Annotated in this window: 18 protein-coding genes; 8 read left to right on the forward strand and 10 right to left on the reverse strand. The window is 66.8% G+C overall.

From position 1 onward, the window contains the following. Positions 1-37: 37 nt before the first annotated feature. The 3 genes from E0H45_RS39170 to E0H45_RS42730 all read right to left on the reverse strand — a co-directional run bounded on the left by E0H45_RS39170 (position 38) and on the right by E0H45_RS42730 (position 2234). Positions 38-427 (reverse strand): hypothetical protein, encoded by a 390-nt coding sequence (locus E0H45_RS39170; RefSeq protein ID WP_238155652.1) that lies wholly within the window; start codon positions 425-427, stop codon positions 38-40. Next, positions 411-2003: an alpha-amylase family protein gene (locus tag E0H45_RS39175; RefSeq protein WP_131347368.1), complete on the reverse strand. Its 1593-nt coding sequence runs from the start codon at positions 2001-2003 to the stop codon at positions 411-413. The genes E0H45_RS39170 and E0H45_RS39175 overlap by 17 nt, the downstream gene beginning before the upstream one ends. Positions 2004-2090: 87 nt before the next feature. Further along, positions 2091-2234, reverse strand: coding sequence for a GPGG-motif small membrane protein (locus tag E0H45_RS42730; protein ID WP_165546769.1), 144 nt, complete (start codon positions 2232-2234; stop codon positions 2091-2093). Between the two features lie 130 nt (positions 2235-2364). On the opposite strand from E0H45_RS42730, the gene E0H45_RS39180 reads away from it, so the two are divergent. Beyond that, on the forward strand, positions 2365-3678 hold the full coding sequence (locus E0H45_RS39180; RefSeq protein WP_131347371.1) for a cytochrome P450: 1314 nt from the start codon (positions 2365-2367) through the stop codon (positions 3676-3678). An 8-nt stretch (positions 3679-3686) separates the two neighbouring features. Here E0H45_RS39180 and E0H45_RS39185 read toward each other — a convergent pair whose 3' ends face one another. Beyond that, entirely contained in the window at positions 3687-5474 is a 1788-nt protein-coding gene (locus tag E0H45_RS39185; RefSeq protein WP_131347373.1) for a thiamine pyrophosphate-requiring protein, read from the reverse strand. A 131-nt stretch (positions 5475-5605) separates the two neighbouring features. On the opposite strand from E0H45_RS39185, the gene E0H45_RS39190 reads away from it, so the two are divergent. Together E0H45_RS39190 and E0H45_RS39195 are read left to right on the forward strand one after the other, a co-directional pair. Continuing rightward, entirely contained in the window at positions 5606-6601 is a 996-nt protein-coding gene (locus E0H45_RS39190; protein WP_131347375.1) for an SDR family oxidoreductase, read from the forward strand. A 58-nt stretch (positions 6602-6659) separates the two neighbouring features. Beyond that, on the forward strand, positions 6660-7373 hold the full coding sequence (locus tag E0H45_RS39195) for a GAF and ANTAR domain-containing protein (protein ID WP_131347377.1): 714 nt from the start codon (positions 6660-6662) through the stop codon (positions 7371-7373). A 20-nt stretch (positions 7374-7393) separates the two neighbouring features. Here E0H45_RS39195 and E0H45_RS39200 read toward each other — a convergent pair whose 3' ends face one another. Together E0H45_RS39200 and E0H45_RS39205 are read right to left on the reverse strand one after the other, a co-directional pair. Further along, positions 7394-7939, reverse strand: coding sequence for a hypothetical protein (locus E0H45_RS39200; protein WP_131347379.1), 546 nt, complete (start codon positions 7937-7939; stop codon positions 7394-7396). Positions 7940-8131: 192 nt separating this feature from the next. Further along, positions 8132-8830: a GAF and ANTAR domain-containing protein gene (locus tag E0H45_RS39205; protein WP_131348243.1), complete on the reverse strand. Its 699-nt coding sequence runs from the start codon at positions 8828-8830 to the stop codon at positions 8132-8134. A 514-nt stretch (positions 8831-9344) separates the two neighbouring features. On the opposite strand from E0H45_RS39205, the gene E0H45_RS39215 reads away from it, so the two are divergent. Genes E0H45_RS39215 through E0H45_RS39225 form a run of 3 tightly spaced genes read left to right on the forward strand, consistent with a single transcriptional unit; the run spans position 9345 to position 11174 of the window. Next, on the forward strand, positions 9345-9767 hold the full coding sequence (locus E0H45_RS39215) for an SRPBCC family protein (RefSeq protein WP_238155653.1): 423 nt from the start codon (positions 9345-9347) through the stop codon (positions 9765-9767). Beyond that, positions 9764-10741, forward strand: a complete 978-nt coding sequence (locus E0H45_RS39220; protein WP_131347385.1) for a TIGR03557 family F420-dependent LLM class oxidoreductase — start codon at positions 9764-9766, stop codon at positions 10739-10741. Before E0H45_RS39215 ends, E0H45_RS39220 begins: the two co-directional genes overlap by 4 nt. Next, positions 10734-11174 carry an SRPBCC family protein gene (locus E0H45_RS39225; protein WP_131347387.1) on the forward strand — a complete coding sequence of 147 codons (441 nt, stop codon included), beginning with the start codon at positions 10734-10736 and terminating at the stop codon, positions 11172-11174. The genes E0H45_RS39220 and E0H45_RS39225 overlap by 8 nt, the downstream gene beginning before the upstream one ends. A gap of 16 nt (positions 11175-11190) precedes the next feature. On the opposite strand, the gene E0H45_RS39230 is transcribed toward E0H45_RS39225, so the two are convergent. The 4 genes from E0H45_RS39230 to E0H45_RS39245 form a co-directional block, all read right to left on the reverse strand. After that, positions 11191-12627, reverse strand: coding sequence for an alpha-L-fucosidase (locus tag E0H45_RS39230; protein WP_202872740.1), 1437 nt, complete (start codon positions 12625-12627; stop codon positions 11191-11193). Positions 12628-12691: 64 nt separating this feature from the next. Beyond that, positions 12692-14383 (reverse strand): type 2 periplasmic-binding domain-containing protein, encoded by a 1692-nt coding sequence (locus tag E0H45_RS39235; protein WP_131347389.1) that lies wholly within the window; start codon positions 14381-14383, stop codon positions 12692-12694. Between the two features lie 44 nt (positions 14384-14427). Continuing rightward, positions 14428-15378 carry a carbohydrate ABC transporter permease gene (locus tag E0H45_RS39240; RefSeq protein ID WP_131347391.1) on the reverse strand — a complete coding sequence of 317 codons (951 nt, stop codon included), beginning with the start codon at positions 15376-15378 and terminating at the stop codon, positions 14428-14430. Then, positions 15375-16364 carry an ABC transporter permease gene (locus E0H45_RS39245; protein WP_131347393.1) on the reverse strand — a complete coding sequence of 330 codons (990 nt, stop codon included), beginning with the start codon at positions 16362-16364 and terminating at the stop codon, positions 15375-15377. The genes E0H45_RS39240 and E0H45_RS39245 overlap by 4 nt, the downstream gene beginning before the upstream one ends. A 173-nt stretch (positions 16365-16537) precedes the next feature. Between E0H45_RS39245 and E0H45_RS39250 the strand changes: the two genes are divergently transcribed. Continuing rightward, a complete protein-coding gene (locus E0H45_RS39250) occupies positions 16538-17857 on the forward strand; it encodes an L-fuconate dehydratase (protein WP_131347395.1) in 1320 nt (439 codons plus the stop codon). Further along, entirely contained in the window at positions 17854-18603 is a 750-nt protein-coding gene (locus E0H45_RS39255) for a FadR/GntR family transcriptional regulator (RefSeq protein ID WP_131347397.1), read from the forward strand. The genes E0H45_RS39250 and E0H45_RS39255 overlap by 4 nt, the downstream gene beginning before the upstream one ends. Positions 18604-18609 lie beyond the last annotated feature (6 nt).

Raw genomic sequence — 18609 nt, forward strand, 5'->3', positions numbered from 1 at the left:
GTCGAACACCAGCTTCCCGTGGCTGACCCGTACGTCGTCACGCAGCAACGTGGCCGCACCCCGGCTGCCGCCGCTCCAGGCGGCGCGCAGACAGATCCTCGTCCACCGCCTCCCGGAACGCGGGCAGCTTGCGGGCCAACTGCCGTACGCGATCGTGCTTGTCCGCGTCCTGCGCCGACCGCCAGTCGTCGTGGTAGAGATACTGCCGGCGCCCGGCCTCATCGGTCCCGACCGCCTGGATGTGCCCGTTCGGGAACGGACAGATCCACACCTCCTCCCAGGCCGGCGGGATCGCCAGCGTCCGGATTCGCTCCACCACGTCCGTGTCGTCGATGACGTTGCCCTCGGCATCCAGGTAACTGAACCCGCGTCCTCGCCGGACGCGGGTGAACCCGGCCTGCTCCGGATGACTACGCCGCAGTCGCATGACAATGCATCCAGCGGTAGCCGTGGCCGGTGAGGTGGACTGAGTTCTTCGACGCGGGTTCGTACTTGCTGTCGGCGAGAAGGTCGGTCTGTACGTCGTACGGAAGATCGACGTCGAGCTCGTCGGTGGACAGGTTGGCCAGCATCAGGACGGAGTCGGTGCCACGGTGGTGCAGGACGGCGAAGACAGAGCGCTGACGGAGATCCAGCGCCTCGCAGCGGTGCGACGGGAGCTCGCCGAGCTCTCGCCGCATGCGGACCAGCTGCGCCACCTTGCTGAACAGCGACCCGGGGCGCAGCTCCTGTTCCGCGACGTTGACCTGCGAGAATCCGTACGGACCGCGCTGGACGGAGGCGGGAGCGACCACCCCGGCGGGCGCCTTGCTGAAGCCGCCGTTCGGTTCGGACGACCATTGCATCGGCGTCCGCACCGCCATCCGCTCCGGGAGCGACAGGTCCTCGCCCATCCCGATCTCTTCGCCGTACCGGACAACCGGTGCCCCCGGCAACGACTCCACGATCGCGTGCGCCAACGCGGTACGACGGACGTCACCGAGCATCGGCGCCAGCCGGCGGCGGATCCCGCGGCCGAACGCGCGCATCTCCGCGGCGGGCGCGAACGCCGCCATCACCTCGTCGCGCTCCGGCGCCGACAACCGGTCCAGGTCCAGCTCGTCGTGGTTGCGCAGCCAGTTGACGTAGGTGCACCCGTCCGGAGGTTCAGGCTGCGCATGGAGCGCCCGGACCAGCGGCTCGGCGTCACCACGCGCCATCGCGAGGAACAGCAGATTGTTCGTCCAGAAATCCAGCACCGCGTGCAGGCGGCTGCCGTTGCCGAAGTACCTGTCGTACTGGTCCGGCGGCACATCCACCTCACCCATCAACGGCGCACCGTCGGCCGCAGCCGCAAGCTCGGAGAGGAACCAGAACCCGTCGTCGCGGTCATCGGTCAAGGCGGCCTGCCGCACCATGTACGGCACCGCGTCGACCCGGAACCCGTCGACGCCCTTGTCCAGCCAGTGCCGGACGATCCGCGCGATCTCCGCACGGACCGCCGGATGGCCTACGTCGAGATCGGCCTCGTGCCGGTAGAACGCATGCCGGTAGTACATTCCCGCGTGCTCGTCGTACGCCCAGATCGAGTCCTCGACGCCCGGGAACACCGGGCCTTGCACGGCCGGATCATCGCGCGGTTCCGCGGACCACACGTAGTAGTCGCGGTACGGCGAACCGGGGTCGTCACGCGCCGCCCGGAACCATGGATGATGCACCGACGTGTGCTGGACGACGAGGTCGACGATCACCCGCAGCTGCAGCTCGTGACAGCGGTCCACGAGCTCCTCGAAGTCGGTCATCGTGCCGAACCGGGCGGAGATGCCGCAATGGTCCACGATGTCGTACCCGGCATCCAGGTACGGCGACACGTAGAACGGTTGCAGCCAGATGGTGTCCGCCCCGACCGCCCGGACATGATCCAGCTTCCGGACGATCCCCGCGAGATCGCCGACACCGTCATCGTCGGCGTCGAAGAACACCGCCGGATCCAGCTGATAGATCACCCGCCCGTCAAGTCGCATACCCTCCCGGTACCCGGGCCCCGGCCGGGCACGCGTCGTACGTCGCCCCCACGCGGAGGACCGCGTGGGGGCGACGTACGACATGGATCAGGTGAAGAGGCTGACTCCACCAGGTCCGACCAGAAGGCCGAGGACGATCAGCGCGGCGCCCCAAATCATCTGGCCACGGAACAGCGACACGATTCCGGACACCACGAGGATCACGGCGATGATCCACAGAATTAATCCCATGGTCCTTCCCCTTTCCAAAGCCGGGCTTTGACCCGACGGGTCGAGTCCCCGTGCAACCCATCGGTGCCCGCGCAATTGCCTGGCGAAACCCTGACCGTTTCGGCCGCGCAGCGGCGGACACCGGATCACCATGCCGACTCTGCTGCCAACCGCGTCCGCGCCGGACAGCGCCCGGATCCTGCGCGATGTCCTCGGCCCGGTCGTCGCCCAGGGACCGATCCTTCGCAGACCCGGGCTGGGCGCGCTCGCCGAGAAGCTCCGCGTCGACGACCGCGCACTGCATCGCGTCCGGCGGCTTCGTCGCCGGTACGGCGACGGCCCAGTACTGCTGCGGATCCCTGGACGCACGATCGCACTCGTCCTCGCCGCCGACGACGTCCACCGGCTGCTGAGACAAACACCCGAACCGTTCGCCGCCGCAACAGGCTTGAAGATCGGGGCGCTGACGCACTTCCAACCGCACGCGGTCCTGGTGACCAACCCGCCGCTGCGATTCGGACGTCGTGAGCTGAACGAGAAGGCGCTCGACAGTCACCTTCCTGCACACCGTCACGGCCACCGGTTCGTCGACGTGGTCCACCAGGAGCTCGACGGTCTGCACGGAAGGACCCTCGGCTGGAACGAGTTTCGCGACGTCTGGTCCCGCGTCGTACGCCGGATCGTGCTCGGCGATGCCGCCCGCAACGACGTGGAACTCACCGAGCAACTCGACCAGCTCCGCGCCGACGCGAACTGGGCGCAGCTGGGCCGGGACCATGACGCGGTCCGCGCCCGCTTCCTCGCGGCCCTTTCCCAGTACGTCGACAGGGCCGAAACCGGAAGTCTCGTCGATGCCCTCGACCGAGAGTCCGAGTCGCTCGACCCGGCCGGTCAGGTGCCGCACTGGCTGTTCGCCTTCGACGCCGCCGGCATTGCGCTCTGGCGACTCCTCGCCGTACTCGGCACCCACCGGTCGAGACTCGAGCCCCTCGTCGCCGAGGCACATCACCCAGAGGCTTCGCCGTTGCTGGCCGAAGCCGGGGCCGCGATGCAGGAGTCCCTCCGGCTGTGGCCCACAACGCTGGTCGTACTGCGTCAGTCGCACGAGGACACCGAATGGCGTGGCAGGACCGCGCCGGCCGGAACCGAGTTCGTGATCGTGAGCTCGGTGTTCCATCGCGACGACGACGCACTCGAGTTCGCGAACCGATTCGAGCCGGCTGTCTGGCTGGACGGCCGGGCTGACGGTCCCTGGCCGATCATCCCGTTCAGCGAAGGTCCCGCAGAGTGCCCCGGACGGAACGTCGTACTGCTCGCCACCAGCACCGCGGTCAGCCACATCGCCAGTAGCTACGACCTCGATGTCGATCCAGCCACTCGCACGAAGCTGGCCGGAGCGATGCCCGGCACGTTCAACCACGCCGGCGTACGCATCGGCTTCTGGACCCGGCCGGGACCCCCGTGACAGCAGCGTCAGGACTTGCCGGGCAGGAACTCCTGGACCTTGGACTTGAACCCCTGCTTGATCATCGAGGAACGGTCGCTGTCACCGCGGACAATCGACTCCACAGCCTTCTCGATCTGATCCCACGTCGCGTGCGGTGGAATCGGCGGAACCGCGGGATCGGTGCGGAACTCGACCACGCACGGGCGATCTGCCCGTAGCGCCTCCTCCCAGGCCGGCACGACCTGCTCCGCCTTCTCGGCCGTCACGCCGTGCAGCCCGAGCAGCCTCGCGTACGCGGCGTACGGGAAGTCCGGCAGCTCCTGCGAAGGCAGGAACTGGGGCGAGCCTCCCATCGCCCGCAGTTCCCACGTCACCTGGTTCAGGTCGTTGTTGTGCAGTACAGCGACCACCAGCCGCGGATCCGCCCACTCCTGCCAGTACTTCGCGATCGTGATCAGCTCGTTGAGCCCGTTCATCTGCATCGCGCCGTCACCCACCAGTGCGTAGCAGGGCCGGTCCGGGAGCCCGAACTTCGCGCCGATCACATACGGCACGCCAGGCCCCATCGTGGCGAGCGTCCCGGACAGTGATCCCCGCATCTGCCCACGGAACCGGATGTGCCGCGCGTACCAGTTCGCCGCCGAGCCGGAGTCCGCCGCGAGGATCGCGTCGCTCGGCAGCCGCCGCGACAACTCGTGGAACACCAGCTCCGGGTTGATCGGATCCGCGGACGTGAAGGCGCGGCGCTCCATGACCTCCCACCAGCGCACGACGCTGTCCTCGATCCCGGACCGCCACGACCGGTCGTCCTTGCGGCGCACCAACGGGATCAGCGCACCGAGGGTCCGGGCCGCGTCCCCCACGAGATTCACCTCGAACGGATACCGCATCCCGATCATCGTGGGATCGAGATCGACCTGGATCCCCCGTGCCTGCCCGAACTCCGGCAGGAACTGCGAATAGGGAAAGTTCGATCCCACAACCAGCAGCGTGTCGCAACCCGTCATCAGCTCGTACGACGGCCGCGTTCCGAGCAACCCGATCGAGCCTGTCACCCACGGCAACTCGTCGGTCAGTACGTCTTTGCCCAGCAGGGCTTTCGCGACACCCGCCCCGGTGAGGTCGGCGAGTTCCATCAGCTCCGCCACCCCGCCGCGGGCCCCCTGACCGACCAGGATCGCGACCTTCTCCCCCGCGTTCAGGATCTCCGCTGCCCGATCGAGCTGGTCCGCCGCCGGGACCGGCGCCGACCAGGTCATGTCCGTACTCGACGGCACCATCTTGAACGCGTGCGACGGCGGCGTGTAGTCCAGCTCCTGCACGTCCGAGGGAATGATCAGCGCGGTCACCGTACGCCGAGCCGCCGCGATCCGGATCGCCCGGTCGAGCACGTTCGGCAACTGCTCCGCGACCATCACCGTCTCGCAGTAGTCGGACGCAACATCCTTGTAGAGCGTGTGCAGGTCGACCTCCTGCTGATAGCTGCCGCCCATCGCGCTCCGGGCCGTCTGGCCCACGATCGCCACCACAGGAACGTGGTCGAGCTTCGCGTCGTACAACCCGTTCAGCAGGTGGATCGCGCCCGGCCCGCTGGTCGCCGTACACACGCCCACGCGGCCGGTGAACTTGGCGTACCCGACTGCTTCGAAGGCTGCCATCTCCTCGTGCCGGGCCTGGACGAACCGCGGCTCGTTGCCGGCCTTCTGCCAGGCCGAGAGCAGTCCGTTGATGCCGTCCCCGGCGTACCCGAAGACGTGCTCGACGCCCCAGTCACGCAGACGCTCGAGTACGTAGTCGCCGACTGTCGTGCCCATGACAATCCTCCCGAAGGGACCTGGCCGACCCCGGCCGGTACCCGGGGTATTCGGCAGCAAACGGGTTTCGGGTCGTCCGTCGTGGTCACCGGAGGGGATCGATAGTCAGACCAACGACCGAGGAGGATCGCGTGGGACAGGTTGTCGTGGTGACCGGCGCCAGTGGTGGTATCGGCCGGGCGAGCGCGGTCGCGTTCGGTCGGCGCGGTGACAAGGTCGCGTTGCTGGCGCGCGGCGGGACGGGGCTGCAAGGCGCCGTGCGCGATGTCACGGCCGCCGGCGGGATCGGGCTCCCCATCTCGGTCGACGTCGCCGACTACGAACAGGTCGAAGCCGCCGCAGAGCAGGTGGAGCAGGAACTCGGACCGATCGACATCTGGGTGAACGTCGCCTTCGCCTCGGTGTTCGCGCCGTTCCTGGAGATCGAGCCGAGCGAGTTCAAGCGCACGACCGAGGTGAGCTATCTCGGTTACGTCTACGGAACCCGCGCTGCGCTGCGCCGGATGCAGCCGCGCGGTCACGGCACGATCGTGCAGGTGGGGTCGGCGCTCGCGTACCGCGGGATCCCGCTGCAGTCGGCGTACTGCGGGGCGAAGCATGCGATCAAAGGGTTCCACGACTCGTTGCGGTGCGAACTGCTGCACGACAAGTCCAACGTGCACGTGACCATGGTCCAGATGCCGGCCGTCAACACGCCGCAGTTCTCCTGGGTGCTGTCCCGGCTGCCGAAGCATCCGCAGCCTGTGCCGCCGATCTTCCAGCCCGAGGTCGCCGCGGGCGCCGTCCTGTACGCCGCCGATCATCCGCGCCGGCGCGAGTACTGGGTCGGCGCGCCGACCGTCGGCACACTGATCGCGAACAAGTTCGCCGCCGGACTCCTCGACCGCTATCTGGCACGTACCGGCTACAAGGCGCAACAGACCGACCGGCCCGGCGGCGAGCAGGCCGCGAACTTGTGGAAACCCGCCGACGAAGAACGCGACTACGGCGCGCACGGGGCGTTCGACGGACAGTCGTCACCGCGCAGCTTCCAGACGTGGGCTTCCAGGCATCGCGGACTGGTCGGCGCACTCGCCGCAGGCGCTACGGCGGCAGCGGTCGGATTCGCCGGCCGCTCGCGCGCATGATGTTGCGTACGGCGGGCACCGTCGGGGAAGCATGCAGTTGGTCTGCTAGGGGTGGGAAATGGGACTCGATCCGCTGGACAGCCTTGGTACGGCGATGTCCAAGGTGATTGCCACGATGCATGCGCCGGTCGACATGCCGGCGACGTTGCAGGCGATCACCAGCGCTACCGTCGACACGCTGGCGAACGTGGACTACGCGAGCATCTCGCTGACCCGGGACGATCGCCAGATCGTCACGCTGGCCCCGACGGCACCGTTGGCGGCCGAGGCCGACGCGATGCAGTATCAGCTCGGCGAGGGCCCATGCCTCGAGGCCGCCCTCGAGGAACCGGTTGTCCTGGCCGAGGACCTGGCCCGTGACGCCCGGTGGCCGTCGTACGGACCGTGGGCGGCGCGAGCCGGGTTGGGCTCACAGGTCGCGTTCCAGTTCCAGGCTCACCACGGCCACGTCCGGGGCGCGCTGAACCTGTACTGCGAACAACCCGGAGCCGTGGGTGATCCGACCATGCAGATCGGCGCTCTCTTCGCCAACCAGGTCGCGATCACAATGGGATGGGCGCGGCATGAAGAAGACGCACAGGCCGCGCTGCAAACCCGGGACCAGATCGGCATGGCGATCGGAATCCTGATGGAGCGCTACAAACTGACTCGGGACGGTGCGTTCAACTTCCTGGTCCGAACCTCCCAGACCGGCAACGTGAAACTGCGCGAGGTAGCGGCAGCCATCATCAACGAAACCAGCCAAGGCGCCGACGCGGCCCTGGACGGATGAGTGGGAGCGGAGACCTCGAGTTACGGCTCGTGATCGGCGTGGTAGCGGACGAGGTCCGGGAGGAAGTTCTCCAGGTTGCCGATCTCCTCGATGTGGTGCCGGATCCACGGGGTGAGTTTGCGCTCCGGAAAGGCCTTCGTCCGGGCGACCTTGTTGAGCAGGAGCCGGCCGGGGACGGTGTCGTCGCCGAGGGTCAGGCGGGTGACGTAGCGGGTGGCGCCGCCGATCGGGACGTACTCGTTCTCGAGGCGGACGAGACTGGATCCGAGGAATCGTTTGGCGATCGAGGCCGAGCGGTCGTCGATCTCGTCGACACCGACGTGGATGTCGATGAGGGTGTCGAGGTTCCGCCCGAGCGCCTCGGTGATGTGCAGCCGGGCGCCGGCGCTGACGCCGCCGTCGATCCCTGGCGACTCGATCTCGTAGGAGATGTGATCGAGTGGATGCCAGACGAGGTAGCGCGGCTGCAGGGTGCCGGCGTACCTCATGGTCCCGGGCACGTGCCGGTACCACCAGGCCAGCATCTCCGGCGTGACGCCCGCGAGCGGGGCGTGCTCGATGGTCACGCGCACCTGGCCGTCTGTGGTCGTCCTCGAGACGCGGGCCGACTCCTGCGGCCGCAGTGGCCACAGAACAGGTCGCGGTGCGGGAAGCTCAGGCATAACGGACCATGTGCCCGATGCGCTCCACTTCATTCAGGTCACTCGCGAGCTCGACGAGCAGGCCCGCGAACCGGTCCGGGCATCAGGTGCGGGGCATCAGGTGCGGGGCAGCTTCCGGGTGTCGATGAGTTGCTGGGCGACGTCGCGCAGTTTGGTGTTGGTGTCCTGGGAGTAGCGCCTGAGGATCGCGAACGCGCGGTCGCCGTCGAGGCCGTAGCGTTCCATCAGGATCCCCATCGCCTGGCCGACCAGCTTCCGCGCGTCGACGGCCCGGGTCAGCGTCTGCTCGTGCCGGGCAGTCGCGAGCGCGACCGACGCGTGCCTCGCGAGGATGTGGGCGATCGCCTCGTCGTCCGGACCGAAAGCGTCCGGCTCCAGGGAGTACAACCCGAGTACGCCGAACGACCGCGAACTGGCAGCGCCGACAGCCAAGGGAACGTCCAGCACACTGCGGACGCCGAGACGAGCCACCTCTGCAGCCCACACCGGCCAACGGATATCCACCGCGGTGTCACGGACCAGCACGACCGTCTGGTTGTGCAACGACTCGATCAGCGGGCCGGCATCGTCGTCGATCTGCAGGTTGTAGATCTGGGCGACGACCGGATCCGTGACGGCCGGGATCTCCGGCCGCCGACCTCGGTTGCCGAGCACTACCCCGGCATAGCTGCAGCCCAAGGCCTGCAGGGCAAACTGGACAACCGCATCAATGGTTTCCTCGACGCCACCGGCGCTGTACAACTCGACCGCCAGCCGCGCGAAGACGTTGGCCGTCTCGTCGACAATCTCCGCCATCCGCCACCGGCTCTCGGGTGCCAGCTCGTGAGCGGCCAGCTGGAAGGCGTCATCCTCGAGCTCGCTCACCTAGGAACGTTCCTGTCGGCACGACGATAATTTTCTGCATCGGCGCCGCGCGCAACCGTCCGGGGGTACGACGCTCGGCCGGCGCGGGTCCCCTGCTGCGGTGAGACTTCTGTCGCCTTCGGTTCCGGGCAGACCGGCCCGCGACGAATCGGTCCCCCGCCTAGCCTGCGGCTCTTCCACCGCTTCTCGTCGTAGTCGTAATACGTGTCGACGCCACCGACGACCATGGTTCCTCCCGGGCAGCCCGAAATGACGCATCCGGCTGCTGACTGCCCAACAGTCGCCAACGCAGAGCTTGCCACTATCCCGAACTCCGCACCAGCCCCGACCCCCGGTAACTGAACGATACGAGTACGACGGTTCCTGTAACGCAGGTCAGACCCAGGTGCGGCGCGTGCGGAAGGCGGTCGGTGGGCACTGGATGTGTATGGCTCGTACAACAGATATGCGACGGGCGACGCACGCGGATCAGGCGCCGCAGCTGAGGTATGTGCGGACGTTCGGTTGTGATGCGGACCTTTTGTGGAGGCTCATCACGAGGCCGGAGCAGCTCAGTAGCTGGCTCGGGCCGACCGTTCTGAGCAAGACGCAGTACGGCGGGTTCATGGTCGTGACACGGGCGCCGGCCGAACAGACCGGGATCGTGACGATCTGCGATCCCCCGCACTACTTCCGGGCCGCCTTCGACGACCCGCCGCACCCCGCCAGCACGGTCCTGGTGGACGTGGTCCCAGGGCAGGACGGCACGTACCTGATCCTGACCCACGGCGGCATCCGCGACAGCTTGCTGGCCCAGTACGACAGGCTCTGGATGCGTGCCCTCGACCGCCTCGGGCGGGTAATCGCGAAGCATCGGAGGTGTGCGTGAAGATCGGATATTTCCTGTCCAGCGAGGAGTACACGCCCGCGGAGCTCCTCGAACAGGCTCGGATGGCCGAGGAGGCCGGGTTCGACAGCTTGTGGATCAGTGACCATTTCCATCCGTGGAACGACGAGCAGGGCCAGAGCGCGTTCGTCTGGTCGACGATCGGCGCGATCTCGCAGGTGTGCGAGCTGCCGGTCACGACGGCGGTGACCTGCCCGACGGTGCGGACGCATCCGGCCGTGATCGCACAGGCGGCCGCAACCAGCGCCGTACTGCTGAACGGCCGGTTCACGCTCGGGGTCGGCACCGGTGAGGCGCTGAACGAGCACATTCTCGGTACGGTCTGGCCGACGGTCGACGTACGGCTGGAGATGCTGGAAGAAGCGGTCGAGATCATGCGCCGGCTGTGGACCGAGGACGGGTTCGTCAGCCATCACGGCAAGCACTACACCGTCGACACGGCCAGGATCTACACCCGTCCGCAGCAGCCGTTACCGATCTACCTGTCCGGATTCGGGCCCGAGGCAACGGATCTCGCGGCACGGATCGCCGACGGTTACATCACCACCTCGCCGGACCGCGAACTGCTGCAGCGTTTCCGGGACAACGGCGGCGGGTCGAAGCCGGCACAGGCCGGGTTCAAGGTCAGCTACGCACCCACCGCGGCGGAAGGCGTCGAGCAGGCTCACCGGATCTGGGGCAACTCCGGCCTGCCCAGCGAGCTCGCCCAGGTGCTGCCCTCACCCCGGCACTTCGAGCAGGCCAGCCAGCTGGTGACCAAGGAGTCCACGGCGCAGTCCGTTGCCTGTGGCCCGAAGGCGGACGTCCACGTCGACGCGTTCACGCCGTACGTCGAGGCCGGCTTCGACGAGGTGTACGTCGCCAACATCGGACCGCACACCGTCGACATGATGAACCTCTACCGCACGGAGGTCCTGCCCGAACTCCACCTTCGGAAGGAGCATTCCCATGAGTGACCACGAAGCCTCGACCACGATCGACGTCGCGCCGAACATCCTGTGGGACCAGCTGTCCGACCTCGACCACCTGGCGGGCAGCGTCCCTTGGCTCACGTCGCTGCATCGCACCGCGGAGGTGCCCACAACGGCCCAGGGGCCCGAGGCGCGCCAGCCGCACCAGGCCGTGCACGAGGACGTCGATGTGACCGTCGGCGGCGGGCACCGCGCAGGCTGGATCGACGTCATCGACGAGGACCGTGTCCTGCGCTGGGGCATGGACGGCCCCCACGAATACCACGGCGAACTGATCGTCGACTTCGTCGCCGACGGAACCTCGAAGCTGACCGTCCGCGTGCACACCATCGCGGCCAGTCCAGTCGACGACGAGCTCGAACGGACCCTGTCTGCCATCAAGGCGACCGTCGAGCATCACCAGCCGACCGAGGCCTGACGCATCCCACGAACGGTCACTCGGCGCGGAGGTCGAGGGCGAGGCAGTTCGCGACGTCGAGCGGAGCGGTTTCAGGCAGTCTGGCCACCAGAATTCCCTCCGCTTGTTCGAAGGGAAGCGGGCCGTGCCCGAGCAGCCGGACGCCGGTCACCGCCTCATGGCCCGCAAGGCTGCGGATCACGGCGCGTCCGTCGTCGGGCCACGCCAGCTGGAATGCGTAGACGGTGTTGTCCCGGCGGGTGAACCGGAAGTCTGAACTCGTCCAGTTCACCCGGTCTTCGGTGAAACCCTTGATCACCACAGTCGAAGGTCCCTCACCGAACACCCGGAACGGTCTCGTGCCGTAGATGCCTTCACCGCAGACCCGCGTCCAGGCGCCGAGGTCGTCGAGCAGTTGCGAGCACTCGAGGTCGATCGTGCCGTCCGGCAGTTGCGGCACGTTGAGCAACAGGTTCCCGTTCTTCGACACGATGTCGACCAGCAGCTCGATGACGTGCGCGGAGGTCTTGTACACGTCCCGGACGTTGTAGAACCAGTCACCCACCGACGTGTCCGTCTGCCACGGCGCGGGATGGATGCCGGGCGTCTGACTCCGCTCGATGTCCATCACGCCGACGTCGCTCACCTCGGGCCGGCGGTCCTTCTGCTGATACACCGCGCGATTCGTCCCGTGGATCCGTGCGCTGGTGTTGTAGAGGTGGGACACCGCCTGGAGACCTGGTGTGTAGTCGACCTCGCCGAACGGCAACGGGCCGTCGGAGTACAACAGGTCCGGCTGATAGCGGTCGATCATCTCGGTCACCGCCTCGAGCCAGTGCCGGTGCCACGCGGGATCGTCGCTGTACCAGGGGTCCTGTACTTCGACGTCGACGTCCGGCAGGTACCGGCTGTTGTCCAGATACAGGTCGCGGTACGCCGGATCGGACCCGTCGTACGGTACGCCGGCGAACTGCCCCCGCTTGTCGGCGCCCTTGTTGACCGCCAGCCATCCGAGCGTGGCCCCGAGGTGCTCGGTGATCCCGAACGGCAGCCCGTGACGGTCCGCGGCGGTCTTCCACAGACCCACGATGTCCTTGCCCGGCCCGAACTTCACCGAGTTCCAGCGATTGACGGCCGACTCGTAGTTGAAGAAGTTGTCGTGGTGCACGGCCTGGGCCACGAAGTACCGGGCACCCGCGGCCGCGAAACGATCCATCAGCTCGTCCGGATCGAACCGCTCCGCCTTCCACAACTGGACGACGTCCTTGTAGCCGAACTGCGACGGGTGCCCGTAGGTCCGCAAGTGGTAGCGGTACTGGTCGGTGCCCTCCCGGTACATGTTGCGCGCGTACCAATCGCCGTACCGAGGAACCGACTGCGCTCCCCAGTGCGACCAGATGCCGAGCTTGGCGTCGCGGAACCAGTCGGGGCACTCGAACGTGGCAAGAGACTCGAAGGTGGCATCGAACGGCACAGGTCGCTCCTTGGTCAGAGGGTGGTGGACCGGCCGGCGTGCTCCGGCCGGTCCAGGGGCCGGGCTACTTGTTGGGGACCTTGTCGTACGCCGTTTGCTGGATCTCCAGATACCGTTTGAGGCCGAGGCCGTCGAGACCCTTGACGTAGCTGTCCCAGTCCGAGTCGAGGTTCTTGGACCCGGTGATGAACTGCAGGGCGTTCTGCTGCAGGTAGTTGTCGATGTTGGTCTGCAGCGTCGCGACCTCGGTGGCCTGGGCCGGCTCGATCCACACCTTCCAGAACGGGTAGATCTGGGCCTTGTCCTCATGGCCGGCGTACAGCTTGGTCGCCTCGAACAGCTTGCGCTCGTAGCCTGCCTGGGTGTGGGTGTCGGTGCCGATGGCCTCGGAGTTCCGGAAGTAGGCGGTGTTGTTGTACTGCGCGAGCGCCTGCCAGGCTGTGTTCCGGGGTGGCGTGCCGGGCTTCTGCGGGATCTGCTTGAACACCGGCTTCAGCGACTTGTCGAGCGCGACGTCGCCGGGGCCTGGCTTGGTCCAGCCCTTGCCTTCCAGCCCGAACTGGCCGTTGATCTGGCCCGCGTCGGTGAAGATGTAGTCCAGCAGCTTGATCGCCGCGATCTGCTGCTCGGGCGTCGCCTTGTTCGTCAGCACGAAGGTGCCGCCCGGCACGCTCGGGAAGTTGTAGCCCGTGTAGTTCGCGCCCTGAGGCCCGGTCAGTGGCGGTACGGCGTCGTACTGCTGGTCCCGGCCGTCTGCCGATCCGATGTTGACGAACTGACCCGAGTGCAGCACGGTCGAGGAACCGAGGATGACCGAGCCGGCGTGGTTGCCCTGCTGCAAGAGCGCATCCCCGTTCTGGGTGAACGCGCCCTTGTCGATCAGGCCTTCCTTGTAGAGCGAGTTGATGTACCGCAGCCCTTCGCGCCAGCCGTCCTTGTTCGCCTGGAGGTCGACCTTGCCGTCCTTCAGCACCAGCGTCGAGGCGTTGTTGTTGGAGTCGCCGGCTTGCGGGTCGTAGATGAAGGCGTTCATGAAGTACGGGATGAGGGAGTTGCCGGCAGACGAGCTGAGCGGGATCTCGTCGGCCTTGCCGTTCCCGTTGGGGTCCTGGGTCTTGAACGCCTCCAGCACCTTGCGCATGTCCTCGGTCGTCTTCGGCTGCTGCAGCCCGAGCTTCTTCAGCCACGCCGAGTTCATCCAGAGCTTGTCCTGGTACGAGCAGTGGAAGCAGTCCACCCATTGCGGCATACCGTAGATCTTGCCGTCCGGCGCCGTTGCCATCGCCTTCCACTCCGGGGTGGCGTCCAGGGCCTTCTTGATGTTCGGCGCGTACTGGTCGATCAATTGGTTCAGCGGCAGGACGACACCCTGATTGCCGAGCTTGAGCAGCTCGACCGTGCTGAACTGGTCGACCCACGGGATCAGCAGGTACAGCGCGGGATAGTCACCGCTGGCGAGCGAGATCTGCCGCTTCTCCTTGGCCGGCCCGCCGTCGAACGTCGTGGTCTGCCACTTGATGGTCAGGTTGAGCTTGTCCTTCACCAGCTTGGTGAAGTCGTTCGTGGCCAGGTTCCAGTCGGCCGCCTGCGGGGCGAAGACGCTGAGCGTGGTCGCGGGATTCCCGGTGATCGTCGGCAACGGCTTGCTCGCCGGGTCGTCGTTCGATCCGCTGCCGGAGCAGGCCACGAGGGCAAGTGCCAGGAGGCTGGTGCCGACGACCGCGGCACGCCTCCGCGTACTGATTTTTCCAGACATACGTCCCTCACAGGGGTTGAGGTGATACGGAGGTGGTGCCGGGATCAGCCCTTGACGGCGCCGATCAGGATTCCCTTGGTGAAGTAGCGGGCGACGAACGGGTAGATGAGCAGCACCGGCACGCTGGCGACCACGATCAGCGAGTACTTGAGCAGATCGGCGAGTTCCTGGCGCTGGATCACGACGGAGGCGTCGACCGCCCCACCGCCGGTCGTGTTCAGGATCAGGATGTTGCGCAGCACGAGTTGCAGCGGGAACAGATCCGGGTTCTTCAGATAGATCAGGGCGTCGAAGTACGAGTTCCACTGCATGATCGCGTACATCAACGCGACCACCGCGATCATTGGCTTGGCCAACGGGATCACCACCGACCACAGGAACCGCAGGTCGCCGCAACCGTCGAGCTGCGCGGCCTCGACCAGCTCGTCCGGTATCGCCGTACGGAAATAGGTCCGGGCGATGATCACCTGCCAAACCCCGATCGCCTGCGGGAGGATCAGCGCCCACCGGGTGTCCAGCAGTCCGGCCGACTGCACCACCAGGTACGTCGGGATCAGCCCGCCGGTGAACAGCATCGTGAACAGAATCAGGGTCATCACGACGTTGCGCCCGACGAGGGAACGACGCGAGAGCGGGTACGCGATCGCGACCGTCATCGTGACGCTGACGATCGTGCCGACCACCGTGTAGAACAACGAGTTCAGGTACCCCTGGACGATCTGCGGATTGTCGAACACGGCGTTGTACCCGCGTAGTGAGAACTCCACCGGCCAGAACAGCACTCGGCCCGACGACACCGCCGCGGGGCTGCTGAACGAGCTGGCCACGATGTAGAGCAGAGGCAGCAGCACGACCAGGAAGAAAACGGACAGCAGCAGGTACACGCAGATCAGGAACATCCGGTCGCTGCGCGGCTCGCGGATCCTGCGGGCCCGCGCCGCGCGTCGCTCGGACCGCTTGCCCGGCAACGTTCTCACTTCAGTCTGCACGCTCATGACCACAATCCGTTCCCGGTGATCCGCTTGGCCACCGCGTTGACCCCCAGCAGCAACGCCAGGTTGATCACCGAGTTGAACAGGCCGACCGCGGTCGCCCCACTGAAGTCGGCGTTCAGCAAGCCGGTCTTGTAGACGTAGGTGGCGATGATCTCCGACTCGCTCAGGTTCAGCGGGTTCTGCAGCAGGAAGGCCTTCTCGAACCCGATCGCCATGATGTTGCCGACGGCAAGAACGAGGATGATCACCGCGGTCGGCATGATGCCGGGCAGGTCGACGTGCCGGATCCGTTGCAGCCGGGTGGCGCCGTCGATCCGCGCCGACTCGTGCAGCGCCGGGTCGATGCCGGACAGCGCGGCCAGGTAGATCACCGCGGAGTACCCGGTGGTCTGCCACACGTCGGACCAGACGTAGATGTGCCGGAAGTAGTCCGGGTTCCCGAGGAAGTCGATCCCCGGTACGCCGAAGAACCCCAGCCCTTCGTTGACGATGCCGAGCCGCGGTGACAGCACCAGGATCGTCATCGACACGACCACCACCGTCGAGATGAAGTACGGCGCGTACGTCACGAGCTGAACGGTCCGCTTGAACAGGCCGGTGCGGATCTCGTTCAGCGCCAGGGCGAGGATGATCGCGATCGGGAAGCTGGCCGCGACGGTGTAGACCGACAGTAGGAAGGTGTTCTTCACCAGGTTCCAGAACACCGGGTTGTGGAAGAACAGCTCGAAGTTCTGCCAACCCACCCACGGGCTGCCCCAGATGCCCTTGGTGACGTTGAAGCTCTTGAACGCCAGGACCGCGTTCGACATCGGGATGTACTTGAAGACGGCGAACCAGATCAGCGGCACGACCATCAGCAGGTAGAGCGTCCAGTGCCGGCGAAGGCTGCGACGGAACCCCACGATGCCGGGGCGCTCCCGGCGACGTTTCCGGCGCTGACGAGGTGCCTCACCGGCCGGTGGCCGGACACTTGTCAGAGTTGCCATCAGCTCTCCTCGTCCACGCTGCGTCGGCAAGATGATCGATAAACCCGAGTCAGAAGATCAGCTATTAATCCCACGAATTTCCGGGATCGTAGCGCTACTGGTCGCGGTGGTCCATACTGAACGCCATCTCGACTGAAGAAAGATCCCATCTATCTGTGACAGTGAGGGCCGCCATGCCGCGCATCACCTCGGTAGAGGTTGTCGACGTCCGCTTCCCGACGTCACTGACCCAGGACGGGTCGGACGCAATGAACAAGGACGGCGACTACTCGGCGGCGTACGTCGTCCTGCACACCGACGATCCGGCGCTGTCCGGGTACGGCTTCACCTTCACGATCGGGCGCGGCAACGACCTGTGCGTCGCCGCGGCGGCCCAACGCGCCGCGGCGCTGCCGGGGCGAAGCGTCGACGAGCTCTGCGAGGATCTCGGCGGGATCTATCGAGAACTGCAGTCGGACAGCCAGTTGCGGTGGCTGGGCCCGGACAAGGGCGTCGTCCACCTCGCGCTGGCCGCGGTGATGAACGCGGTGTGGGACCTCGCCGCCCGCCGGTCCGGCGTACCGCTGTGGCGGTTGCTCTCCGAGATGTCACCCGAGCAACTGGTGGCGGCCGCGGATCTGCGCTACCTGTCCGACGTCCTGACTCCGGACCAGGCCGTCGCTCTGCTGACCCGGCAAGAAGCAGGCCGGAAGGAACGCATCGAGGAACTCGAGACGACCGGCTACCCGTGCTACACGACCTCCGCCGGCTGGCTCGGGTACTCCGACGCCAAGCTGCGCAGGCTCTGCGAAGAGGCTGTTGCCTCCGGATACAAACACGTGAAACTCAAGGTGGGTGCGAATCTCGCCGACGACATCCGGCGCTGCGGCATCGCCCGTGAGGTCCTCGGGCCGGACGGCCACCTGATGATCGACGCCAACCAGGTGTGGGACGTCCCCGAGGCGATCGAATGGGTCAAGGCACTCGCCCAGTTCGATCCGCTGTGGATCGAGGAGCCGACCAGTCCCGACGACATCCTCGGTCACGCAGCGATCCGCAAGGCCGTGGCGCCCATCGGCGTCGCGACCGGCGAGCACGGCATGAACCGGGTGCTGTTCAAGCAGATGTTCCAGGCCGGCGCCATCGACTACTGCCAGCTCGACGCGGCCCGCCTCGGCAGCGTGAACGAAGTACTCGCGGTCTACCTGCTCGCCGCCTGCTTCGACGTACCGGTCTGCCCGCACGCGGGCGGTGTCGGTCTGTGCGAGCTCGTTCAGCACCTCGCGATCTTCGACTACGTCGCCGTCTCGGGCAGTCTTGACGGTCGCGTCACGGAGTACGTCGACCACCTGCACGAGCACTTCGTCGAGCCTTGCGTGGTCCGGAACGGTTCGTACGTGCTTCCGGTCGCGCCCGGTTACAGTGCCGAGATGTACACGGAGTCAGTTGAGACCTACCGGTTCCCGGACGGCGCCTACTGGACGTCACGCGCAGCCGAGGAACCGCAGCCATGACCTCGGGCAAGCTGGCTGAGCAGCCTCGTACTCCCGGCGTCTCACAGACCGACGTCGTGGTCCAGGGCATCCGGCAGATGATCATCGACGGCCTGCTCCGGCCGGGCGACCGGCTTCCCATCGAAAAGGACCTCGCAGCGGCCCTCGGCGTGTCGAGGAACCCTTTGCGCGAAGGGGTTCGCGCGCTGTCGATGATGGGAGTTCTCGAGACGCGCCAGGGCGACGGCACATACGTCACCAAGCTGGACCCTTCGATGCTGCTGGCGCCGATGGGCTTCGTGGTCGACCTGCACGACGGGACCGGAACAACCCACCTGCACTCGGTACGCCGGATCCTCGAGACGGAGGCCGCCGCGTGGGCGGCGCAGCGGGTAGGCGTCGAGGAACTTGAGGCCGCCGCCGAACTGCTCCGGCACAACGAGGCCGAACTGGCGCTCGACGAACCGAACCACGAGACGGTCATCGAGAACGACATCGCGTTCCATCGCATCATCGCGGAGGCAGCCGGCAACCCGGTGCTGACCGCGCTGATCGACGCCCTCGGCGGACGCACGATGCGGGACCGGCTACGCCGTTCCATCGCGCAGCCCGGCGCCGACGAGACCGCCCACCGGGAACACCTCTCGATCCTCGCCGCACTGACTGCCCACGATCCCGACCGGGCACGCACCCGGATGTCCGCCCATCTGTTCACGGTCGAGGACTACCTCCTCGAACGAAGCGTCGTGAACCCGAGCACTGAATGAGAGCGC

The organism is Kribbella soli (assembly GCF_004331345.1).
GTDB lineage: Bacteria > Actinomycetota > Actinomycetes > Propionibacteriales > Kribbellaceae > Kribbella > Kribbella soli.

What these genes read in the sequence shown, in the direction of transcription:
- E0H45_RS39255 (WP_131347397.1), top strand. Translation starts at nt 17,854, where the DNA reads ATGACCTCGGGCAAGCTGGCTGAGCAGCCTCGTACTCCCGGCGTCTCA.
- E0H45_RS39175 (WP_131347368.1), bottom strand. Translation starts at nt 2,003, where the DNA reads ATGCGACTTGACGGGCGGGTGATCTATCAGCTGGATCCGGCGGTGTTC.
- E0H45_RS39215 (WP_238155653.1), top strand. Translation starts at nt 9,345, where the DNA reads ATGCGACGGGCGACGCACGCGGATCAGGCGCCGCAGCTGAGGTATGTG.
- E0H45_RS39185 (WP_131347373.1), bottom strand. Translation starts at nt 5,474, where the DNA reads ATGGGCACGACAGTCGGCGACTACGTACTCGAGCGTCTGCGTGACTGG.
- E0H45_RS39180 (WP_131347371.1), top strand. Translation starts at nt 2,365, where the DNA reads ATGCCGACTCTGCTGCCAACCGCGTCCGCGCCGGACAGCGCCCGGATC.
- E0H45_RS39240 (WP_131347391.1), bottom strand. Translation starts at nt 15,378, where the DNA reads ATGAGCGTGCAGACTGAAGTGAGAACGTTGCCGGGCAAGCGGTCCGAG.
- E0H45_RS39170 (WP_238155652.1), bottom strand. Translation starts at nt 427, where the DNA reads ATGCGACTGCGGCGTAGTCATCCGGAGCAGGCCGGGTTCACCCGCGTC.
- E0H45_RS39245 (WP_131347393.1), bottom strand. Translation starts at nt 16,364, where the DNA reads ATGGCAACTCTGACAAGTGTCCGGCCACCGGCCGGTGAGGCACCTCGT.
- E0H45_RS39205 (WP_131348243.1), bottom strand. Translation starts at nt 8,830, where the DNA reads ATGGCGGAGATTGTCGACGAGACGGCCAACGTCTTCGCGCGGCTGGCG.
- E0H45_RS39195 (WP_131347377.1), top strand. Translation starts at nt 6,660, where the DNA reads ATGGGACTCGATCCGCTGGACAGCCTTGGTACGGCGATGTCCAAGGTG.
- E0H45_RS39225 (WP_131347387.1), top strand. Translation starts at nt 10,734, where the DNA reads ATGAGTGACCACGAAGCCTCGACCACGATCGACGTCGCGCCGAACATC.
- E0H45_RS39250 (WP_131347395.1), top strand. Translation starts at nt 16,538, where the DNA reads ATGCCGCGCATCACCTCGGTAGAGGTTGTCGACGTCCGCTTCCCGACG.
- E0H45_RS39235 (WP_131347389.1), bottom strand. Translation starts at nt 14,383, where the DNA reads ATGTCTGGAAAAATCAGTACGCGGAGGCGTGCCGCGGTCGTCGGCACC.
- E0H45_RS42730 (WP_165546769.1), bottom strand. Translation starts at nt 2,234, where the DNA reads ATGGGATTAATTCTGTGGATCATCGCCGTGATCCTCGTGGTGTCCGGA.